The sequence below is a fragment of the Bradyrhizobium sp. 157 genome (genome assembly GCF_023073815.1).
Taxonomy (GTDB): Bacteria; Pseudomonadota; Alphaproteobacteria; order Rhizobiales; family Xanthobacteraceae; genus Bradyrhizobium.
Genome location: NZ_JADPKF010000060.1, coordinates 150,728 through 168,345, shown reverse-complemented (window position 1 = coordinate 168,345; position 17,618 = coordinate 150,728). Strand labels below are relative to the sequence as shown.

The window sequence follows — 17,618 nt, the reverse complement described above, 5'->3', positions numbered from 1 at the left end:
CTGGTTGGCACCTATCACATTGGTAGCGCGACCAGATGTCAAGCGCATTACTTGGTCAGGGCCGGGAAGCGAACTGCGCCTCGATGAATGCCGTGACAAAACGCGGCATTGCCGAACTGAGATCGCGCGTGCCGCGCACGAGGTGAATGGCCGACAATTCCGGCTGATCTTGCGAGGCGAGATTGCACTCGATCCGCTCGCGCAGCGCGTCGCCCGGCATGTTGACGCGCAGCAGGCGGATCATCGCAACGGTCGGCGCCGTGTAGATGCAGTACCAATCCGGCTCGCTGTCGTATTCGCCGGGAGCAAGGCCGGTCTCTTCCTCGAGCTCGCGCGTGACGCTGCCGGAAATATCGACCGCGCCGTCCCTGATGTCGTCGAGGTCCGGCGTGCCTGACGGAAAATAGATGCGCCCGGCATTGGCCGTGTGCGGGCCCATTTCGCCGAGCACGAAGGCGCCGTCGGCGCAGAGCAGCGCGCCCATGCCGAAACCGTTGAACACGGAAGCGTCGGGAAAGCCCCAGTCGCGCCAAGCCAGAAAACTCGCGAAGTCGGTTTCGAAATAGCTGGCGCTGAAACGGTCGCCGGCAAATACCGGGTTGCGCCCGAGCAGGACGCGGCCGTTCCACAGTTGCGGCCTTTCGCGCTGCCTTTCGGCAAAATGCGCATCGACGTCCGCGCGCCGCGCTTCCGCGAACGGCCAGGCCCACGTTTCGACCGTGAGATCGAGCGTGCTGACGCGATGAATGGCCGGAGGTCTCGTACCACTCATCGCTTCACTTCGCTCGATTTCACGCCGATCCTATCCCTTCTTCACTTCGGATTGGCGCCCGTGGTCTTCTTGGCCTGCTCGACATATTTGTTTGTGTAAGTCTTGGTCACGTCGATGTTAGCTTTCGCTACCTCGGGCGAGCCCTCGCTGAAAACGGCGAGCACTGCGTCGGCGCCCTTCGGGTCCATCAAACCGGTTTGCGAGTACATCGGGATCGTGTTCTTCAGCGCGGCGAGATAAAGCTCCTTGTTCTTGCCGACCACTCCCTCGGGCATTTTCGCCATGATCTCTTCCGGCGAATGCGAATGGATCCAGTTGAGCGTGTTGACGATCGCGTTGGTCAGCGCCTGAACTTCCTTCTCGTGCGACTTGATCCACGCCGTGGTCGTATAGAGCGCGCCGCCGGGATATTCCCCGCCGAACACGGCGAGCGTGTCCTTCTCGCTGCGGGTGTCGGCCAGTATCTTCAGATCGGGATGGCTGCCCTGCAAAACGGTGACGGAGGGATCGAGCATCACGGCCGCCTCGATCTGGCCCTGCTGCATCGCGGCGACCGCGGTGGCGCCGAGGCCGACGCCGATCACCGCGGCGCTGGTCGGATCGAGGCCGTTCTTCTTCAACAGATATTTCAGGAAGAAGTCGGTCGAAGAGCCCGGCGCGCTGACGCCGACCTTCTTGCCGGCCAGATCCTTGATCGATTTGATGTCATTGGTGTGCTTGGGCGATACCACCAGCACCAAGCCGGGATAGCGGTCGTAGATCACGAAGGACTGCAACTCCTGCTTCTTGGCGGCGAGATTGACGCAATGATCGAAATAGCCCGAGACCACATCGGCGCTGCCGCCGAGCACGGCCTTGAGCGCGTCCGAGCCGCCCTTGAGGTCGACCAGTTCGACGGCCAATCCCGCCTTCTCGTATTCGCCGAGCTGCTTGGCGAGCACCGTCGGCAGATAGCACAGGCATGAGCCGCCTCCGATTGCGATGGTGACCTTGCTTTGCGCTGCGGCAAATCCCGAGGTCAGTGTGAGTGCCAGCAGCGTGGCGGCCAGCCGGCCGAACAGTTTCTTCATGGGTTCCTCCATTCGTTGGGCGGCAAGATAGAGCAGTGCGCGACCGTTGAGAAGGCCGCAGGAACGATGCACGGGTGAGGCTCGACTCCTCCTCCGTCGTTGCCTGCGACAAATGCAAAGCGTTTGCGCAAGGGAGCGACAGCGACGAAGCAATCTAGGGAGTCCTCAGCGATCCAGGATGCGCCCTCGCCGCGCGGACTGCGGGGGCCAAGAGACGGCTCCACCGGAACGTCCCTATCCCTTCGTCGACATGCCCCCGATCAGTTCAAAGCGTTTCTAAATCCATGTAACAATCACGGCTCCCAATATATCGAAGACGTAGATGTCTGAACCCGTAGATTGGCGCTCGGCTCGCAACCGTTTCCACCTGAACGTTATAACATTGGCTATCGGTAATTGAGTTAGGGTGCGGGCACCTCAGCATCGTTGGCTTCCGCAACGATTCCACTATGGTCTGCGATAGGGTATCGATAGCAAACAAGCGCAAGGAGTATTGCTAATGACCACATGTACCGAGAAACACCATGCCAACCACACTCATAAGCATGGCCCGGATTGCGGGCACACCGCGGTTCGTCACGACGGACATGTGGATTATCTTCACGACGGTCATCTCCACCATATGCACGAGGATCACGTGGACGAACATGTCATCACGGTAAATGCCACAAATCCCGTGCAGTGCACTCCTCAAGTCCATTGCGAGCACAGGCACGGTCCAAACTGCGGACATGAAGTGGTGCCGCATGGTGACCATGTCGACTATCTTGTAGACGGCCGGTTGCACCACCCGCACGGTGATCATTGCGATGATCACGGGCCCGTGCAGTTGGCCTGAGGGCGATGGTGCTCGAACCCTAGTAGCGCTGGAGGCGCCGGCCGATGACGCCGGCGACGATATCGCAACCGCGCGAACGAAGTAGTTCATGTTCAGCACCTCGAAGCACATTCTAGAGACTCGTAGGGTGGGCAAAGGCGCTCTTCGCGCCGTACCCACCATGTTCTTGCTGTGGTCGTGATGGTGGGCACGCTTCGCTTTGCTCACCCTACGATTCCTGGAGGATCACGTGGCAACAGGGAAAACATACAAGTCCTTTCAGTACAGGAACAACCTGGTCTGGGACACCGCTCGCCGCGGCCGAACATCCGCACCCGGCAAACCCGACATCGAGATCGGCAGTCCTCCTGAATTCAAGGGAGAGGCGGGCGTCTGGGCTCCCGAAGAAATTCTGGTCGCAGCGCTGAATGCTTGCATGATGCTGACGTTTGTATCGTTCGCCCAAAGCAAGGGGCTGGAGTTTGTAGCCTATGAAAGCGCCGCAGAAGGCTTGCTGGCAAACGTCGACGGCAAATATCGGATCATCGAAGTCAGCGTCCGGCCAACCCTGGTCCTGAGAAGTCAGGCTGATATCGCAGCCGCCCGAACGATTATGGCCGAGGTGAAGGAAAACTGCTTCATCTCCAACTCGATTACCGCTGACGTGACATTGGATCCGCAATTTCAGCTGGCATCCGATGTCGTCACGTAGGCGCAGTGGCGTAGAGTGGGCAAAGGCGCTCTTCGCGCCCAAATCGCGGAAAATGGGGGATGCAGAATGGCTCATCATCAAAAAGCCGTTGCCGCTGCAGTAGCGATAAACACTGCAATCTTTGTGGTGGAGGGTATTGCTGGCTATCAGGCATCGAGCCTGAGCCTCCTGATGGACAGCGCGCATAACCTATCGGACGAGTTGGCGCTGGTCTGCCTGTATGCAGCATTCCTGGTCACCAGAGGCCCTTCGCAGCGGCTGTTGAGAGCCGGGAATCTCTTTAACTCGGTCGGGCTGATTGCGGTCAGCGGACTGCTTTTGTGGCAGGCCGGGGAACGTCTGTTCAATCCGGTGCCGGTTCAGGGCATCGTTCCGATGATCGTGGGTCTGGCTGCCGCCGCCGCGAATTGGAGCGTGGCCCGCTTGCTCCTGGAGCCAAGCCAAAACAACGTTGCAATCCGGCTCGCGTATATCCACAATCTTGGCGACGTATGGGTATCCCTCGCCCCGGTGGCCGCGGGCTTACTGCTTCTAGTGACGGGTTATCCAAGCTTCGATCCAATCATCGCCGGAGCCGTTGCATTATGGATCATTTTCACGACTGGCCGGGAGGTTCTTGAATCGCACGATGAATTGATATGGCCGGAGAAAATCATCTGCTGCCATACCGACCACGATCAACCGATCGCGAAGCCACAATCAAATTGAGACGGTGGCAGATGAACCGTGCCGTCTTCCGCACGAGCGTGAGATGACTGGGTGGATATTCGAAAGAAGCAGCCTGCAGCTCGTCAATGCGTCGACGATCAAACGCGGCAGGACTCAAATCCCTGTTTAAGCTGGTCCCTGGGTAGTCCCCTTCCGATGAAGACCAGACGGCTGATGCGGTTTTCGTCCGGTTTCCATGAACGCTGGGAACCGCCTTCGAGAAGCATGTGCACGGCCTGGACCACGAAGCGCTGATCGTCGTCCTTCATCGCAATGATGCCCTTCATTCGAAGGATGTCTGGTCCGAAATCCTGCGTGACCTTCTGAATCCAGGGGACGAACCGTGCGGGATCGAGCTGGCGGTCGGCAGTCAGAGAAAGGCTGCTGATCTCATCGTCGTGTTCATGGTCGTGCGCTTCGGTGAGAAATCCTGGCTCGAATTCGAGAACGCGGTCGAGATTGAAAGCGTCACGGCCAAGGACCTTGGCGAGATCGATGCCACAGCGTTCGGTGCGATGGATGCCAGCATAAGGATTGATCCGGCGAATGCGCGCTTCGACCGAAGCGAGGTCGTTCGTGGTGACCAGGTCGGTCTTGTTGAGCAGTACGATGTCGGCGAAGCCGAGTTGCTCCTGCGCCTCCGGTGCGCGATCGATCTCACCAAGGAGATGCATGGCGTCCGCCACGGTCACAATGGCATCGAGTTTGGTCTGGCGGCGGACATCCTCATCAACAAAAAATGTCTGCGCGACGGGCGCGGGATCGGCGAGCCCAGTGGTTTCGACGATGATGCCGTCGAAACGGTTCCTACGCCGCATCAGACCGCCGAGAATTCGTATGAGATCGCCCCGCACCGTGCAGCAGATGCAGCCGTTGTTCATTTCGAATATCTCTTCTTCGGCGTTGACGATGAGGTCGTTATCGATTCCGACCTCGCCGAATTCATTGACGACGACGGCGTAGCGCCTGCCATGCGTCTCCGTGAGGATACGGTTAAGCAGCGTGGTCTTTCCGGCTCCGAGATAGCCGGTAATCACCGTGACCGGAGTCTGGTTCAAAGCCATCTGCATGGGATTGTCCTTTGTTGATGCTGCAATTGGTCTGCGCCGGCTAGCGTCGATCCGCGGGTAAGCGATGGTCATTCCGTTTCGATGGAGGTTCGGGCAAGCCGGTTGGTGCGGCCAGCGGCGCTAGCGCATCCGCGAGGTCTGTCTGCGTGATCTGTCCAAGCGACTTGTCGATCGTGACGGCCTCCGTTGGTCGTCCCGGATGCATGATGAGCACGATGGTTCGGGCGCCCCCGCAGCCTGGATCGCTGCGTTCGCTTAAGGTGATGGTTGTTTCGTCATTGGCGTTGATGGCTGTCCGGGCGTGCTCTTTTAATTGACGCACGACATTCCATTGATGGCGCGGCGACCTTGGGAAGAAAACAACATTCATTGTCGACACAGCCCGAAAGAGCAAGGTTCTTTGTAACGTTATAACATTACAAATCTATGTCAAACGGGCTTATGGTGCACTCTGGGCATCGGCTGGTTCCGCAATAAGGAAGCGGCGGTCGAACCGATTGATTTGGTTGATTTTCCGAGTTGGATCGCGCAACTAACGGCCTACCCCCTGCCCTCCGCCGCCGTCGGACGCCACACCAAGAGCCGGCGCTCGACCAGCGTCACGCCCATGTCGATCAATATGACGAAGGCCGACAGCACGAACATGCCAGCGAACACGGCGGCGACGTCGAACACGCCTTCGGCCTGCTGGATCAGGTAGCCGAGACCGGCCGCCGATCCCAGATATTCGCCGACCACCGCACCGACCACGGCAAAGCCGACCGCCGTGTGCAGCGAGGAGAACATCCACGAAAGCGCCGACGGCCAGTACACATGCCGCGTCAATTGCCGCTCGCTCATGCCGAGCATGCGGCCATTGTCGAGCACCGTATTCGAGACTTCCTTGACGCCCTGATAGACGTTGAAGAACACGATGAAGAACACCAGCGTGACGCCGAGCGCGACCTTGGACCAGATGCCAAGCCCCAGCCACAGCGTGAAGATCGGCGCCAGCACCACGCGCGGTAGCGCGTTGATCATCTTCACATAGGGATCGAACACCGCGGCAACCCGAGGCTGGCGCGCGAACCAGAAGCCGACCAGCACGCCACTGATTGAGCCGATCACGAAGGCGAGGATCGATTCCCACAGCGTGATGAAGAGATGCTTCCAGATCACGCCTGACGAGAACCATTTGACGATCTGGCTGCCGACATCGATCGGGTTGGAAAAGAAAAACGGCGGCAGCAGGATTTTTCCGAACACCGGCACGGTGGTGAGGAACTGCCATATCGCCAGCGCGACGACGGCGACCAGCAATTGCAACAGAAGCAGCGTCGAACGGGACATCAACCAACTCCTGCCGCTTGGGTGGATTGCGCGTAACCCTTCATCACTTCATCCTTCAGCACGCTCCAGATCTCCCGGTGCAATTCGTGAAAGTCCTTTTCCATGCGGACTTCCGAAATGTCGCGCGGGCGCGGCAGTTTTACGCGCCAGTCGCCAATGATGCGCGCGGAAGGCCCAGCCGACATGATGACGACGCGATCGGCCAGCGCGATCGCCTCTTCGAGATCGTGGGTGACGAACAGCACCGCCTTGCGGTCGGCGTTCCATAGCTCCAGCAGCAGATTGCCCATGATCTGCCGGGTCTGCGCGTCGAGCGGGCCGAACGGCTCGTCCATCAAAAGTATCTTGGGATCGCGGATCAAAACCTGCGCAAGGCCGACGCGCTTGCGCTGGCCGCCGGAGAGCATGTGCGGGTAGCGGTTGGCGAAGGCGCCGAGTCCCACCGACGTCAGCCAGCCCTGCGCGCGCTGCAGCGCCTGTTCGCGCGGCGCGCCCTTGATCTCGAGCCCGATGGCGACGTTGTCGAGCGCCGTCTTCCAGGGAAACAGCGCATCGGCCTGGAAGAGATAGCCGGCGTCGCGGTTCAGGCCGGTCAGCGGCTGGTCGAATATCTTCACCGACCCCGACGCCGGTTTCAACAGCCCAGCCGCGACGTTGAGCAACGTCGATTTGCCGCAGCCCGTCGGGCCGACGATGGCGACGAACTCGCCGTGCGCAACGGACAGATTGGCTTTCTCCACGGCCGTATAGACGCGGTCGCCGGCGACACGAAACGCCACCGTCGCATCGCCAAGCGCGACTGCCGTCGGCTGTGCAGCATCCGCCATGTCTTCTCCCCAAGGTTTGGAGGGATGCCTTAGCGGGTACGAAGGATAAGTTCAACGTGGCCCTGCAACGCGGTCGTCGAACGTCAGCGGCGCAAGCCAAATATCAGTTGCCCCGGCGTCCCTTTCAGAAGGGTACAGGTTGCTGCAAACTGCATATGTAGCCCGCGATTCGTAGATGCCTTGAGGAGCCATGAACGAGACTTTAGTATCCGCCTGCACCATGTTTCTCGTTCCGGCAACGCTTTTGTTTGGCGCCTTGGGTGTCGCGAACTCCTCCTTTCTCAAGATGCTGGTCTGCTTGCTTGGTATAGGCACGGCAGGACTATGGCTTTACCGGATATGGTGGTGGACAGGCCTGTCCTTGATTGATCGCAGAACAGCGCTTGGCCTCGCGGGCATGTATGCGTGCGCGTGGCTGGTGACATTCCTGGTGCAGTTGAAGAATGTGTTCTCGCGCTGACTGACTCCGTATTGCCCAGAATCCTGTCAGTTAGCTATCTGAAGTCGGGGTGATCCACGGGGCAAGCCGTGGACAATTTCGAACCTTGTTGCTTCACAGCCAGGCGGGCGACAGTCGAAGTCCCGCATTCGCGACCGGCCATTTATCAGCTATCACTATATCCGTTGGGAAGAGCCAAGGGTTGGGACCGCACCGAATGCCCACCACGCCACTGATCGCATATGCGCATGTTGGCAAGACCTTCGACGGCGGCCGCGTGGTGGCCGTCGACGACGTGTCGCTCGACGTCGCCGAAGGTGAATTCCTCGCCATCGTCGGCGGCTCGGGCTCGGGCAAGACCACGTTGTTGCGGCTCGCCAACCGGCTGATCGAGGCGGACTCCGGCTCGATCATGGTGGAAGGCGAGGACGTGCGCCAGGTCGATCCGATCCTGCTGCGGCGGCGGATCGGCTATGTCTTCCAGAGCGGCGGACTGTTTCCGCATCTGACCGTCGCCGGCAATATCGGCATCACGCCGAAGCTGACGGGAGCACCGACCGCCGAGATTTCCGCGCGGGTGGATGAGCTGCTCGACCTCGTCAGGCTCGACCGGGCGCAATACCGCGACCGCCTGCCGCACGAGCTCTCCGGCGGCCAGCGCCAGCGCGTCGGCGTGGCACGGGCGCTCGCCGCACGGCCGCGCATCTTGTTGATGGACGAGCCGTTCGGCGCGCTGGACCCCTTAACCCGCGACGCGCTCGGTGACGATTATCGCGAGCTGCATCGCAAGCTCGGCCTGACCACGGTCATGATCACCCACGACATGACGGAAGCGATCCTGCTCGCCGACCGCATCGTCGTGATGCGCGGCGGAAAGCTGCTGGCGCAGGGCACGCCATCAGAGCTTTCCGAGAGCGACGACGTTTACGTTGGCGAACTCCTGCGCACGCCGCGCCGGCAGGCCAAGCGGCTGAGCGCACTGCTGCCTCGCGAGGGGATGGCATGAGCCTCTTCGCCGATCCGCGCTGGGGTGAGGCATTGGGCCATTTGCCCGACTATCTCGGCAATCACGTCCGCGTCAGCGTCGCCGCGCTGGCGCTGGGGTTGCTCGTCAGCCTGCCGCTCGCGATTCTTTCGCGCCACCGACCGGTGCTACGCGGCGCGCTGCTCGGGCTTGCCAGTATCGTGCAGACGGTGCCGGGGCTGGCGCTCTTGGCGTTGTTCTACCCGCTGCTCCTGGCGCTCGCGGCGTTGTCGCTATCATGGTTCGGCTTTGGCTTTTCCGCGTTCGGATTTTTGCCCGCGGTGCTCGCGCTCGCGCTCTATTCGATGCTGCCCGTGCTGCGCAACACCATCACCGGGCTGCAGGGCGTCGACGCCGCAATCCTGGAGGCCGCGCAGGGCGTCGGCATGACGCCGCGACAATCGCTGTTCACGGTGGAATTACCACTGGCGCTGCCGGTGATGATGGCGGGCATCCGCACTTCGGCCGTCTGGGTGATCGGCACCGCGACGCTGTCGACGCCGATCGGCCAGACCAGCCTCGGCAACTACATCTTTGCGGGGCTGCAGACCCAGAACTGGGTGTTCGTGCTGTTCGGCTGCGTTGCCGCCGCCGTGCTGGCGCTCGCGGTCGATCAGTTGCTGGCGCTGATCGAAAGCGGCTTGCGCCACCGCAGCCGCCTTCGTGCGGCGCTCGGCGGCGCCGGGATCGCGACCCTGGTCGTTGCCACGCTGGTGCCCACCACGATGCGCTCGCAGGCGAATTATGTCGTCGGCGCCAAGACCTTTACCGAGCAATACGTGCTGTCGGCACTGATGGCGCAGCGGCTGAAGGCGGCTGGTCTCTCAGCGACGACGCGCGAAGGCCTCGGCTCCAACGTGATCTTCGAGGCGCTGGCTTCTGATGATATCGACGTCTACATCGACTATTCCGGCACGCTGTGGGCCAACCAGTTTCACCGCACCGACATCAAGCCGCGCCAGGAGCTGGTGGCCGAGTTGAAGACCATGCTGGCGCGGCAGAACATCACACTATCAGGCGAACTCGGCTTCGAGAACGCCTATGCGCTGGTGATGCCGCGCAAACGCGCCGAGCAATTGGGCATCCGCACCATCGCCGACCTCGCCTCGCGCGCGGCGAATATGTCGATCGCCGGTGACTATGAATTCTTCTCGCGCCCCGAATGGGCTGCGTTGCGCCGGGCCTACGGCCTGTCGTTCCGCGGGCAGCGGCAGATGCAGCCGGACTTCATGTATGCGGCGGTCGCCTCCGGCGAAGTCGACGTCATCGCCGGCTACACCAGCGACGGGCTGATCGCGAAATACGATCTGGTGACGCTCGGCGATCCCAGGCGCGCCATCCCGCCCTATGACGCGATCGTGCTGCTGGCGCCAAAGCGCGCCAATGACGAGGTCTTGCGCAAGGCGCTGACGCCGCTGCTCGGCAAGATCGACATCGCCACCATGCGCGAGGCCAACTTGCGCGCGGCAGGCAACGATGCGGCGAGCTCGCCGGACGCAGTAGCGCAGTGGCTGTGGGAGAAGGTGGGGAAGAGATAGGAGGTTGTTGTGTGCCGCGGCCTCTGCTCGTCATTGCGAGGAGCGAAGCGACGAAGCAATCCATGCCTCCGCTTGCGGCGCGATGGTTTGCTTCGCGGAGCCTGTCATCCGGCGGCGCTTCGCGCCGACCGGGTGGCTCGCAATGACGTGGATAGAGCGGAGTTCAAAGCCCCTTGATCATCCCGGCGTCGATCAGGAGTCGATTAAATCGTCTCGCTTCCGCACCCTTTCGGCAGGCATAGAACACGCCGTTGCAGCGAAGCATGATCTTCTTCTGCTCCTCGAACGACGGATCTAGCGGGATACCGGCGGCTTCCTGGATCACGAGCGGGATGTAGGCCGCATCGAGCGTATCAAGCGCCGACGAGAGGTCGCCCGGCCGATAGTTGATGCCATCGATCGCGTAGTAGGTGGAGAAGTAGCGCGGATCGGCTGCCATCAAGCGTTTCGCCAGCAATTTCTGATCGATGCCCGGCTCAAGCAGCTTTTGCGAGATGGCGGGCTGGTGATCGCCGAAACGCAACACCAGAAACGACTGATCCGGATAGTCGCGCTTAAGGGCAGCGATGAATTCGCGGTAGTCGTTCTGCGTCATGACCTGGCGACGAATATATTCGTCGGTCTCCGCCGTGTTTCCCGGCGGCGTCCAGTCCGGCGGTGTCAGATCGGGCCGATAGACGTCGGTCCAGGGAAAATGGTTGGCCGTGAGGTAGACGAACATGAAGACCGGCGCGTGCTGCGGCTGCTCCCGTGCAAACACCTTCAAGGCCTGATCGAAGTAGAACTTGTCGGGCTGCATATCCTGGGCGACGCCCATATCCGCCATGTCGATGAAGTGGCCGACGCCAGCACCCTTCTGGAATGCGCGCGCGCCGAGGAAGTTGCCATAGGTCGGATAGAGCGAGAAGGTCTTGTATCCGCAACGCTTAAGCGCTTGCGGTAACCCGCGCGCAACACGGTTCGCGGTGATCCTTGTGACATAGAACTTCAGATCGCCGAACGACCGCGCCGACATGCCGGTCAGGACGTTGAATTCGGTGTACCACGTGGGGCCGCCGGTTGCCTCCGCGATCATGGTCCGTTGCTTGCCGTCGATGGACTTGAAGTAATCGGAGTACCCTTGCGGCACTTTGATGCCAGGCGCGGCCGAGATGTCGAAGCTCGACTCGTCGAGCAGCATGATGATGTGCGGTCGCTTTGCCGTGGCGTCGCAGGTCTCGGCAGGCGGCAACATGGGCAGACCGGCGGCGTGGGCGTCCCGCGCGAGGCTGAGCGGGCCATTCGTCGGCGGATCGACCTCGATCCATCCCGTCGAAGCCAGCCGCGACACCGCCACCACGCCCGAGCGCGCTAGGCTGGAAATGTGATTGACGCCCTGGAACGGCTCCCAGGCCTGCTCGGGCCAGACTACCGACATCGCCGAGATCAATGCTGTCGTCGCAGCCAACCCCGTCAAGGCAAAGCGGCGGCGCACGCGGAACGGATCGAAACGCCAGATCAGCCACAGCAACGGAACCGCAACGAGACCTGCCGCGATCAACTGCATCTGCAATCGCGGGAACACCGAGAGCAGAAATGAAAACGTGTCGCGGTCGATGATCAGGAAATCGAGGAATGTCAGCGTTAACTGCAGAATTCCGAACTTGAAGTGCGACAGCGCGATCAGGATCACGATGAAGGCCAGCGCCAGCACTGCGCAGATGGCCGGCCGCTGCAGCAGGGCCAGCAAGAAGCAATTCACGAAAACCCACGCCAGCACGGACAGCGTGATCGCAAACGGCCCGTATTCGGTGGTCAAGAGAACCGCCAGCCCCGCCAGATGGACGGCAACGATCAGGCCGACGAGAGCAAAGAACGCGGCGCCGCGCGATCCTGCGCGGATGCTTTCGCTCATTTCAGGTCCCGCAACGGCTGACATGTCGGCGTCCTCAGAGCCCTTTGATGAAACCTGCGTCGATCAACAACCGGTTGAACCTGCGCGCCTCGGCACCGTCCTTGCAGGCGTAGAATACACCCTTGCAGCGGAGCATGATCTTCTTTTGCTCCTCGAACGAGGGGTCGAGCGGAATGCCCGCGGCTTCCTGGATCACCAGCGGCAGATAGGGTGCGTCGATCGTGTCCATAACGGCGGAACTCTTCACCGGCTCGAAATTGATGGCGTCGATCGCATAGTAGGTGGTGAAGTAGCGCGGGTCGTAGGTGTCGAACTTTCGGGCGACCCTGGCTTCGTCCAGGCCGGGATCCAGGAGGTTCGACGAAAACTCCGGCTGATGATCGCCGTAGCGAACGATCAGGAACGGCTGCGCCGGAAATTTCTTCTTCAGGCTGGCGACGAACGCCGCATAATCCCCGGCGCTCAATGTCTGGCGGCGCAAATATTCGTCGACCACGGGCTCGTTGCCGGGCGCGCGCCAGGACGGCAGCAGCTCGGGGCGGAATTTGGTTTCCCAGGGGAAATGGTTGGCGGCGAGATAAACGAAGGTGAACAGCGGCGTATTGACCGGCTGCTCGGCGATCAGCTTGACCGCCTTGTCGTAGAAGAAGCTGTCCGGCTCGATGCCCTTCGCGCCGAGCGCGCGCGCATCATAGAAGTGCTGGATGCCGGTGGAAGTCTGAAAGCCGCGCGCGCCCATGAAGGCGCCGTAGGCCGGATAGAGCGAGATGGTGCTGTAACCGCAACGGCGCAGCGCCAGCGGCAATCCGCGCTCGACCCGCCCCGACGCGATGCGAGTGACGAAATAGGAGAAGCGGCCGAACGACCGCGACGACAGGCCGGCGAGCACGTTGTACTCGGCCATCCAGCTTGCGCCGCCGCTGCTCTCGGCCATGAACTTGCGCTCGCGGCCGTCAAAGGACTTGAAGTGGCTGCCGTAGCCCGGCGGCACCTTGACGCCGGTGGCCTGCCGGATGTCGAAGCTCGACTCGTCATGAATCATGATGATGTGCGGGCGGCGGCCGGCGACATGGCAGGCATCGACCAGCGGCACCTTCAGCCGCTCGGCGGTCACGGCTTCCGATTCCATGAAACCGTAATTGACGAAGTCGGAAACCGCCGTCACGCCCGAACGGGCGAATTTGGAGAGATAGCCGTCGTCGTAATAGCCGCGCCAGGCTTCATCGGGCCAGACGACGGAATAACCGGCCAGGCTTGCGAGACAGGCTAGCAGGCCGGCAGTGGCCGGTAGGCGGCGAATGCGAAACGGATCGAGCCACCACAGCGCGTACATCAACGGCAGGATGACGAGGGATGCGCCGACCACGCTCCAGCGCAAGTTCGGAAAGATCGTGAACAAATACGCCGCGGTGTCGCGGTCGATCACCATCAGGTCGACGAAGTTCGCGGTCATCTGCACGACATCGTGCTTGAGCCGCGACAGCAGCACCAAGAGCACGACCAGCGTGAGCGACAGCGCGCCCGACAACGCCGGGCGCCGCAACAGCGCAATAAAGAAGAAGTTCAGGATGCCCCAGGCCAGGGCAAAGCCCATGCGGCCGCCGAAATCATTCTCGGTGTGCAGCAGGATCGCCAGCGCCGCCACGTGCGGTGCAGCAACGGCCGAAAGCCGCCAGAAGCCGATGGCGGCAAGGCCGGCAGCAAGGGTGGTGGCGGAGGGCCCAGGGTTTGGCGCGGGCGCCATGGGAGGGAACGCTACATGACCCGGCGCAATGCAAAGCCTTGGCTGGCGACGACCAGGAGACGCACGACCCATCCGGAACCTGAGCCGTGTCACAAAAACGTAGTGGAATCGTCATGAACAGGCAATGAATTTGCCCTCGGGAGGACGCGACAGCGTAAATTTGGCGCTGTCATTCCGGGGCGCGAAGCGAACTATGGTGCGCAATTGCGCACCTGAGAATCTCGAGATTCCGGGTCTGGTCCTTCGGACCATCCCGGAATGACAGGTCATGTTATGGCCGCTTCGCAATCCCCTCGATGAAAAGATCGAGGATCGCCTCGGCGGTCCGCTCGGCTTCGGGGCCGGCCACGCCCCAGCGCGGAAAATGGCCGTCGATATTCATCCGGGCAAAACCATAGACCAGTGCCCGGCCGGCGATCTGAACCTGCTTGAGGTCAGCGCTGCGGAGCTGGCCCGCCGCAAAGGCCTCTGCCAGCATTTGCTCGGTCAGCGCGATCAGCTCGGTATTGTCGCCGGAGATGGCGGCCGCCTGGTCGTGGTCGAATATGCGGCGGCTGGAAATGATTTCAAAATGGGTCGGGTTGCGCATCGCCCAGCGGAGGTAAGCGAGACCGAGGCAGCGAAAGCGGCCGAGCGGATCGCCGGCCGGTGCCGCGGCAAGCGCCGCCTCGATCTCGGCACGGAACCGCCGCTGCGCCTCTTCCGCCACTGCCTGGATCAGGGCGTCGCGGCTCGGAAAATGCCGGAACGGCGCCCCGGGCGACACGCCGGCCCGGCGGGCGGCCTCCCGGACGCTGACCGCCTCCGCCCCGCCCTCCCCGACCAGTTGCAGCGCGGCGTCGATCAGGACGCGCCGGAGATCGCCGTGGTGATACGGCTTTGGCGCGGGCGCACGGGCGACGCGGCGGCGCGGCTTGGCGGCGGATTTCGCGACGGGAGGTTTGGCGGCTCGGCGCATGCCCTCTCCTAGCATCACCGGCTTGTGAATGTAAGCACTGATTACACGGATTGACGTAATCCGCACCCGCCATGTAACTGATGATTACATCTACCATCCGCGTCATTGCGAGCGAAGCGAAGCATCCATCTCACCACGTCAGGAAAGACTGGATTGCTTCGTCGCTTCGCTCCTCGCAATGACGGCAAGGGGACGAACATGCCGACACATCAAAAATGGTTCGAAGGCTGGCGGCTGTTGGCCCTGCTCTCGCTGACGCTGCTGGCCATGAGCATCTGGATCGCCGGCATGCGCTCGTTCGAGGTCGATGGCGTGCGCATGGTGATCCGCTTCACTGCGCGCACCTCGCTGGTGCTGTTCTGCCTCGCTTTCGCAGCCGCCGCGCTGGCGCTGTTGTGGCCGAACGCGTGGACGCGATGGCTGCGCCGCAACCGCCGCTATCTCGGCGTCAGCTTTGCGGCCTCGCATGCCATCCACGCGGTTGCGATTGCCTGCTTCGCCGTGATGGACCCGATAGGCTATGCGGCGGCGACCTCGATCGCGTCCTACATCTTCGGCGGCATCGGCTACGCCTTCATCATCGCGATGGCCGCGACCTCGTTCGACCGCACGGCCGCGGCAATCGGCCCACGCGCCTGGCGCCGGCTGCACCTCATGGGCGGCTACTACCTGCTGTTCCAGTTCATGGTGTCGTTCGGCAAGCGGATTCCCGACATGCCGCTCTACGCGCTGTTCCTGATTCCGCTGATTGCCGTATTCGCCCTGCGGATGATCGCGATGGTGCCGCGTGCCCAGGCGCCGGCGCGAGCGGGATAACCTACTCGCTGGCCAGCAGGTGGTATTGCCGCCCTAGGCGGCGGTGCACGGTAATGACGGCCCGATCAACGTCGCTGATCAGGCTGTCGCCGAGAACCACGTGGGGAATTTCCCAATTCCGCCCCTCACGGATATTGGGAAGCCCGCGCACGGCAGGCACGGACGCCGTCTCGCATCCCGGCTGGCTGCGAAGCGCGTGGTCGGCAATCTCAGTCAATTCCGATTTGGTCTTTCCGGTCGTCACTGCTGGCCGATACCTTCCAGCTCTTTGGCACGCGCTTCCGTCATGCTGCGCATGCATTCGCCGGCCTCGAGCCGCGCGATGGTGCCCTCGCCCATTCCGTAGTAGAGGCAGTTGGCGTCGCGATACTGGATCCACAGCCGCTGCGCGGCGCGGAGCTGATCGCGCTGCGCGTTAGCCGCGCCTTCCAGCGCTTTCTGATAGGCAAGGTTCAAGCGCTTATCCCATTGCGCCGTCTTTTCCTTGAGGCATTCGACCATCTGGTATGTGCTGCCGTCGCAGGACTGTTCAGGTCCGTCCTGCTCACCGGCATGGGCGGCCGGCGCAAGCGCAAGGACGGCCACGAGCCCGATTGCCATTCTCACCATCATGCTCATCCCTGCGGCGTCAGCCCGAGGCGCTTGGCGATGATCCGGTCGAGGGTGCGCTTGGGCAACACCGCCGCCATGAACTGCCGCATCGGATCGGGCGCAATCGTGTAGCGCACCTTGGGATTGGGCCGTGTCAACGCCTCGAACACTTTCTCGGCGATCTGCTCGGGCGGCAATCCGGTCGCGCCAAGGCTCAGCATGTAGGAGCGGATTTTCTCCAGCGCCGGAAAGTACGGCGAGTTCTTGTAGGCGGAGATATCGACCTCCTCGGCCTTGCTCCAGATCGGCGTCTTGACCGCGCCCGGCGCAATGATGATGACGTCGATCCCGAACAGCATCAGTTCGCGTCGCAGGCTCTCCGACAGTCCCTCGATCGCATGCTTCGAGGCGGCATAGGCCGAGGTCATCGGGCTGCCGCTCTTGCCCGCGACCGAGGAGATCATCACGATCCGCCCCTTCGGTCCCGTCAGGGCCGGATCGGAGCCGAGCAGCGGCCCGAACGCCTGGATTGCAATGATCGGCCCGATGAAATTGACTTCCATCTGGCGGCGGAATTCGTCGGCGGCGAGTTCGAGCACCGGGCCTGAGACGGCAATGCCGGCATTGTTGACGAGGCCCGCAAGCGTTTCCCCATTGAGGGCATCACGAACCTCGCGCGCAGCGGCCAGCACCGCGGCCTCATCGGTGACATCGAAGATCAGTGGCGTGAAGTTCGCCCCGAACTCAGCTTTGAGGCGGTCGGCATCAGCCTGCTTGCGCACACTGCCGAACACGCGGAAGCCACGGTCGAGCAAGAGCTTCGCACTGGCCCAGCCGATGCCGGTGGACGCGCCGGTGATAACAACAGATCTCATGAGCTAAGCCCTTGTAAGAGGTTTAATGAAGTTCGTCGTGAAGGAATGCTTAAGCGCCGGCTCCGTGGGCTTACTCCGCGGGTGCAGCCAGCCTTGACGGCGTCTTGTTCGGCAGACTGCTATTCGAACTTTCCCGGGAACGGTTTGGTGAGGATAGCAGCCGGACCGGAATACCGGAAGCCGCGATAGATGGCCGATCCGTTCGACATCGGCGATTTATCGCGCGAAATTGCGGCATACGTTCCGATCGCATTGGTAAAGCAATTCGGAACACGGTGTATGCAATGCGCAGCATGCTCTCACGCCGACATATTCGCGGCGACTGCGGCGAACGGGTTGCCCGTTTTGGATGCAGCCATTCTGCGTTTCTACCCGGCGTCTCTTTTAACGTGAGCGTAAGGCTCGGCTCGCCATTGTGGGCGCGAACCTTTCAA

At 61.8% G+C, this 17,618-nt stretch carries 20 protein-coding genes; 7 read left to right on the top strand and 13 right to left on the bottom strand.

Annotated features, from left to right (window positions below):
* Nucleotides 1-55 precede the first annotated feature (55 nt).
* From IVA95_RS13210 to IVA95_RS13200, 3 genes are all read right to left on the bottom strand, one after another.
* On the bottom strand, nt 56-772 hold the full coding sequence (locus IVA95_RS13210; RefSeq protein WP_247510874.1) for an NUDIX hydrolase: 717 nt from the start codon (nt 770-772) through the stop codon (nt 56-58).
* A 41-nt stretch (nt 773-813) separates the two neighbouring features.
* A complete protein-coding gene (locus tag IVA95_RS13205; RefSeq protein ID WP_247510873.1) occupies nt 814-1,842 on the bottom strand; it encodes an ABC transporter substrate-binding protein in 1,029 nt (342 codons plus the stop codon).
* A 496-nt stretch (nt 1,843-2,338) separates the two neighbouring features.
* Entirely contained in the window at nt 2,339-2,770 is a 432-nt protein-coding gene (locus IVA95_RS13200; protein WP_247510872.1) for a hypothetical protein, read from the bottom strand.
* Nucleotides 2,771-2,909: 139 nt separating this feature from the next.
* On the opposite strand from IVA95_RS13200, the gene IVA95_RS38790 reads away from it, so the two are divergent.
* Together IVA95_RS38790 and IVA95_RS13190 are read left to right on the top strand one after the other, a co-directional pair.
* Nucleotides 2,910-3,371: an OsmC family protein gene (locus IVA95_RS38790; protein ID WP_247510871.1), complete on the top strand. Its 462-nt coding sequence runs from the start codon at nt 2,910-2,912 to the stop codon at nt 3,369-3,371.
* Between the two features lie 66 nt (nt 3,372-3,437).
* Nucleotides 3,438-4,079 carry a cation diffusion facilitator family transporter gene (locus IVA95_RS13190; protein ID WP_247510870.1) on the top strand — a complete coding sequence of 214 codons (642 nt, stop codon included), beginning with the start codon at nt 3,438-3,440 and terminating at the stop codon, nt 4,077-4,079.
* 98 nt (nt 4,080-4,177) lie between these two features.
* Here the strand turns inward: IVA95_RS13190 and IVA95_RS13185 are convergent, their stop codons facing one another.
* The 4 genes from IVA95_RS13185 to IVA95_RS13170 all read right to left on the bottom strand — a co-directional run bounded on the left by IVA95_RS13185 (nt 4,178) and on the right by IVA95_RS13170 (nt 7,305).
* Entirely contained in the window at nt 4,178-5,149 is a 972-nt protein-coding gene (locus IVA95_RS13185; RefSeq protein WP_247510869.1) for a GTP-binding protein, read from the bottom strand.
* A 40-nt stretch (nt 5,150-5,189) separates the two neighbouring features.
* Nucleotides 5,190-5,519 (bottom strand): hypothetical protein, encoded by a 330-nt coding sequence (locus tag IVA95_RS13180; RefSeq protein ID WP_247510868.1) that lies wholly within the window; start codon nt 5,517-5,519, stop codon nt 5,190-5,192.
* Nucleotides 5,520-5,689: 170 nt separating this feature from the next.
* Entirely contained in the window at nt 5,690-6,478 is a 789-nt protein-coding gene (locus IVA95_RS13175; RefSeq protein ID WP_247510867.1) for an ABC transporter permease, read from the bottom strand.
* The gene (locus IVA95_RS13170) at nt 6,478-7,305 is read right to left on the bottom strand and encodes an ABC transporter ATP-binding protein (protein WP_247510866.1); all 828 of its coding nucleotides are present in this window, start codon (nt 7,303-7,305) and stop codon (nt 6,478-6,480) included. Before IVA95_RS13170 ends, IVA95_RS13175 begins: the two co-directional genes overlap by 1 nt.
* 190 nt (nt 7,306-7,495) lie before the next feature.
* On the opposite strand from IVA95_RS13170, the gene IVA95_RS13165 reads away from it, so the two are divergent.
* The 3 genes from IVA95_RS13165 (at nt 7,496) to IVA95_RS13155 (ending at nt 10,306) form a co-directional block, all read left to right on the top strand.
* The gene (locus IVA95_RS13165) at nt 7,496-7,765 is read left to right on the top strand and encodes a hypothetical protein (RefSeq protein WP_247510865.1); all 270 of its coding nucleotides are present in this window, start codon (nt 7,496-7,498) and stop codon (nt 7,763-7,765) included.
* Nucleotides 7,766-7,961: 196 nt separating this feature from the next.
* On the top strand, nt 7,962-8,750 hold the full coding sequence (locus tag IVA95_RS13160) for an ATP-binding cassette domain-containing protein (protein WP_247510864.1): 789 nt from the start codon (nt 7,962-7,964) through the stop codon (nt 8,748-8,750).
* A complete protein-coding gene (locus IVA95_RS13155) occupies nt 8,747-10,306 on the top strand; it encodes an ABC transporter permease/substrate-binding protein (protein ID WP_247510863.1) in 1,560 nt (519 codons plus the stop codon). Before IVA95_RS13160 ends, IVA95_RS13155 begins: the two co-directional genes overlap by 4 nt.
* A gap of 163 nt (nt 10,307-10,469) precedes the next feature.
* Here the strand turns inward: IVA95_RS13155 and IVA95_RS13150 are convergent, their stop codons facing one another.
* The 3 genes from IVA95_RS13150 to IVA95_RS13140 all read right to left on the bottom strand — a co-directional run bounded on the left by IVA95_RS13150 (nt 10,470) and on the right by IVA95_RS13140 (nt 14,902).
* Entirely contained in the window at nt 10,470-12,224 is a 1,755-nt protein-coding gene (locus IVA95_RS13150) for a sulfatase-like hydrolase/transferase (RefSeq protein WP_247510862.1), read from the bottom strand.
* Between the two features lie 10 nt (nt 12,225-12,234).
* Nucleotides 12,235-13,944, bottom strand: coding sequence for a sulfatase-like hydrolase/transferase (locus tag IVA95_RS13145; protein ID WP_247510861.1), 1,710 nt, complete (start codon nt 13,942-13,944; stop codon nt 12,235-12,237).
* Between the two features lie 271 nt (nt 13,945-14,215).
* Entirely contained in the window at nt 14,216-14,902 is a 687-nt protein-coding gene (locus tag IVA95_RS13140; RefSeq protein WP_247510860.1) for a TetR/AcrR family transcriptional regulator, read from the bottom strand.
* A 198-nt stretch (nt 14,903-15,100) separates the two neighbouring features.
* On the opposite strand from IVA95_RS13140, the gene IVA95_RS13135 reads away from it, so the two are divergent.
* A complete protein-coding gene (locus tag IVA95_RS13135) occupies nt 15,101-15,718 on the top strand; it encodes a hypothetical protein (RefSeq protein WP_247510859.1) in 618 nt (205 codons plus the stop codon).
* 1 nt (nt 15,719) lies between these two features.
* Here IVA95_RS13135 and IVA95_RS13130 read toward each other — a convergent pair whose 3' ends face one another.
* From IVA95_RS13130 to IVA95_RS13120, 3 genes are read right to left on the bottom strand one after another with little or no spacing between them, the layout of a single operon-like run.
* On the bottom strand, nt 15,720-15,962 hold the full coding sequence (locus IVA95_RS13130; protein ID WP_346657999.1) for a hypothetical protein: 243 nt from the start codon (nt 15,960-15,962) through the stop codon (nt 15,720-15,722).
* Nucleotides 15,959-16,318, bottom strand: a complete 360-nt coding sequence (locus IVA95_RS13125) for a lysozyme inhibitor LprI family protein (protein WP_247510857.1) — start codon at nt 16,316-16,318, stop codon at nt 15,959-15,961. Before IVA95_RS13125 ends, IVA95_RS13130 begins: the two co-directional genes overlap by 4 nt.
* Nucleotides 16,319-16,332: 14 nt before the next feature.
* The gene (locus IVA95_RS13120; RefSeq protein ID WP_247510856.1) at nt 16,333-17,184 is read right to left on the bottom strand and encodes an SDR family oxidoreductase; all 852 of its coding nucleotides are present in this window, start codon (nt 17,182-17,184) and stop codon (nt 16,333-16,335) included.
* Nucleotides 17,185-17,373: 189 nt separating this feature from the next.
* Here IVA95_RS13120 and IVA95_RS13115 point away from each other — a divergent pair, with 189 nt between their 5' ends.
* Nucleotides 17,374-17,577, top strand: coding sequence for a hypothetical protein (locus IVA95_RS13115; RefSeq protein WP_247510855.1), 204 nt, complete (start codon nt 17,374-17,376; stop codon nt 17,575-17,577).
* Nucleotides 17,578-17,618 lie beyond the last annotated feature (41 nt).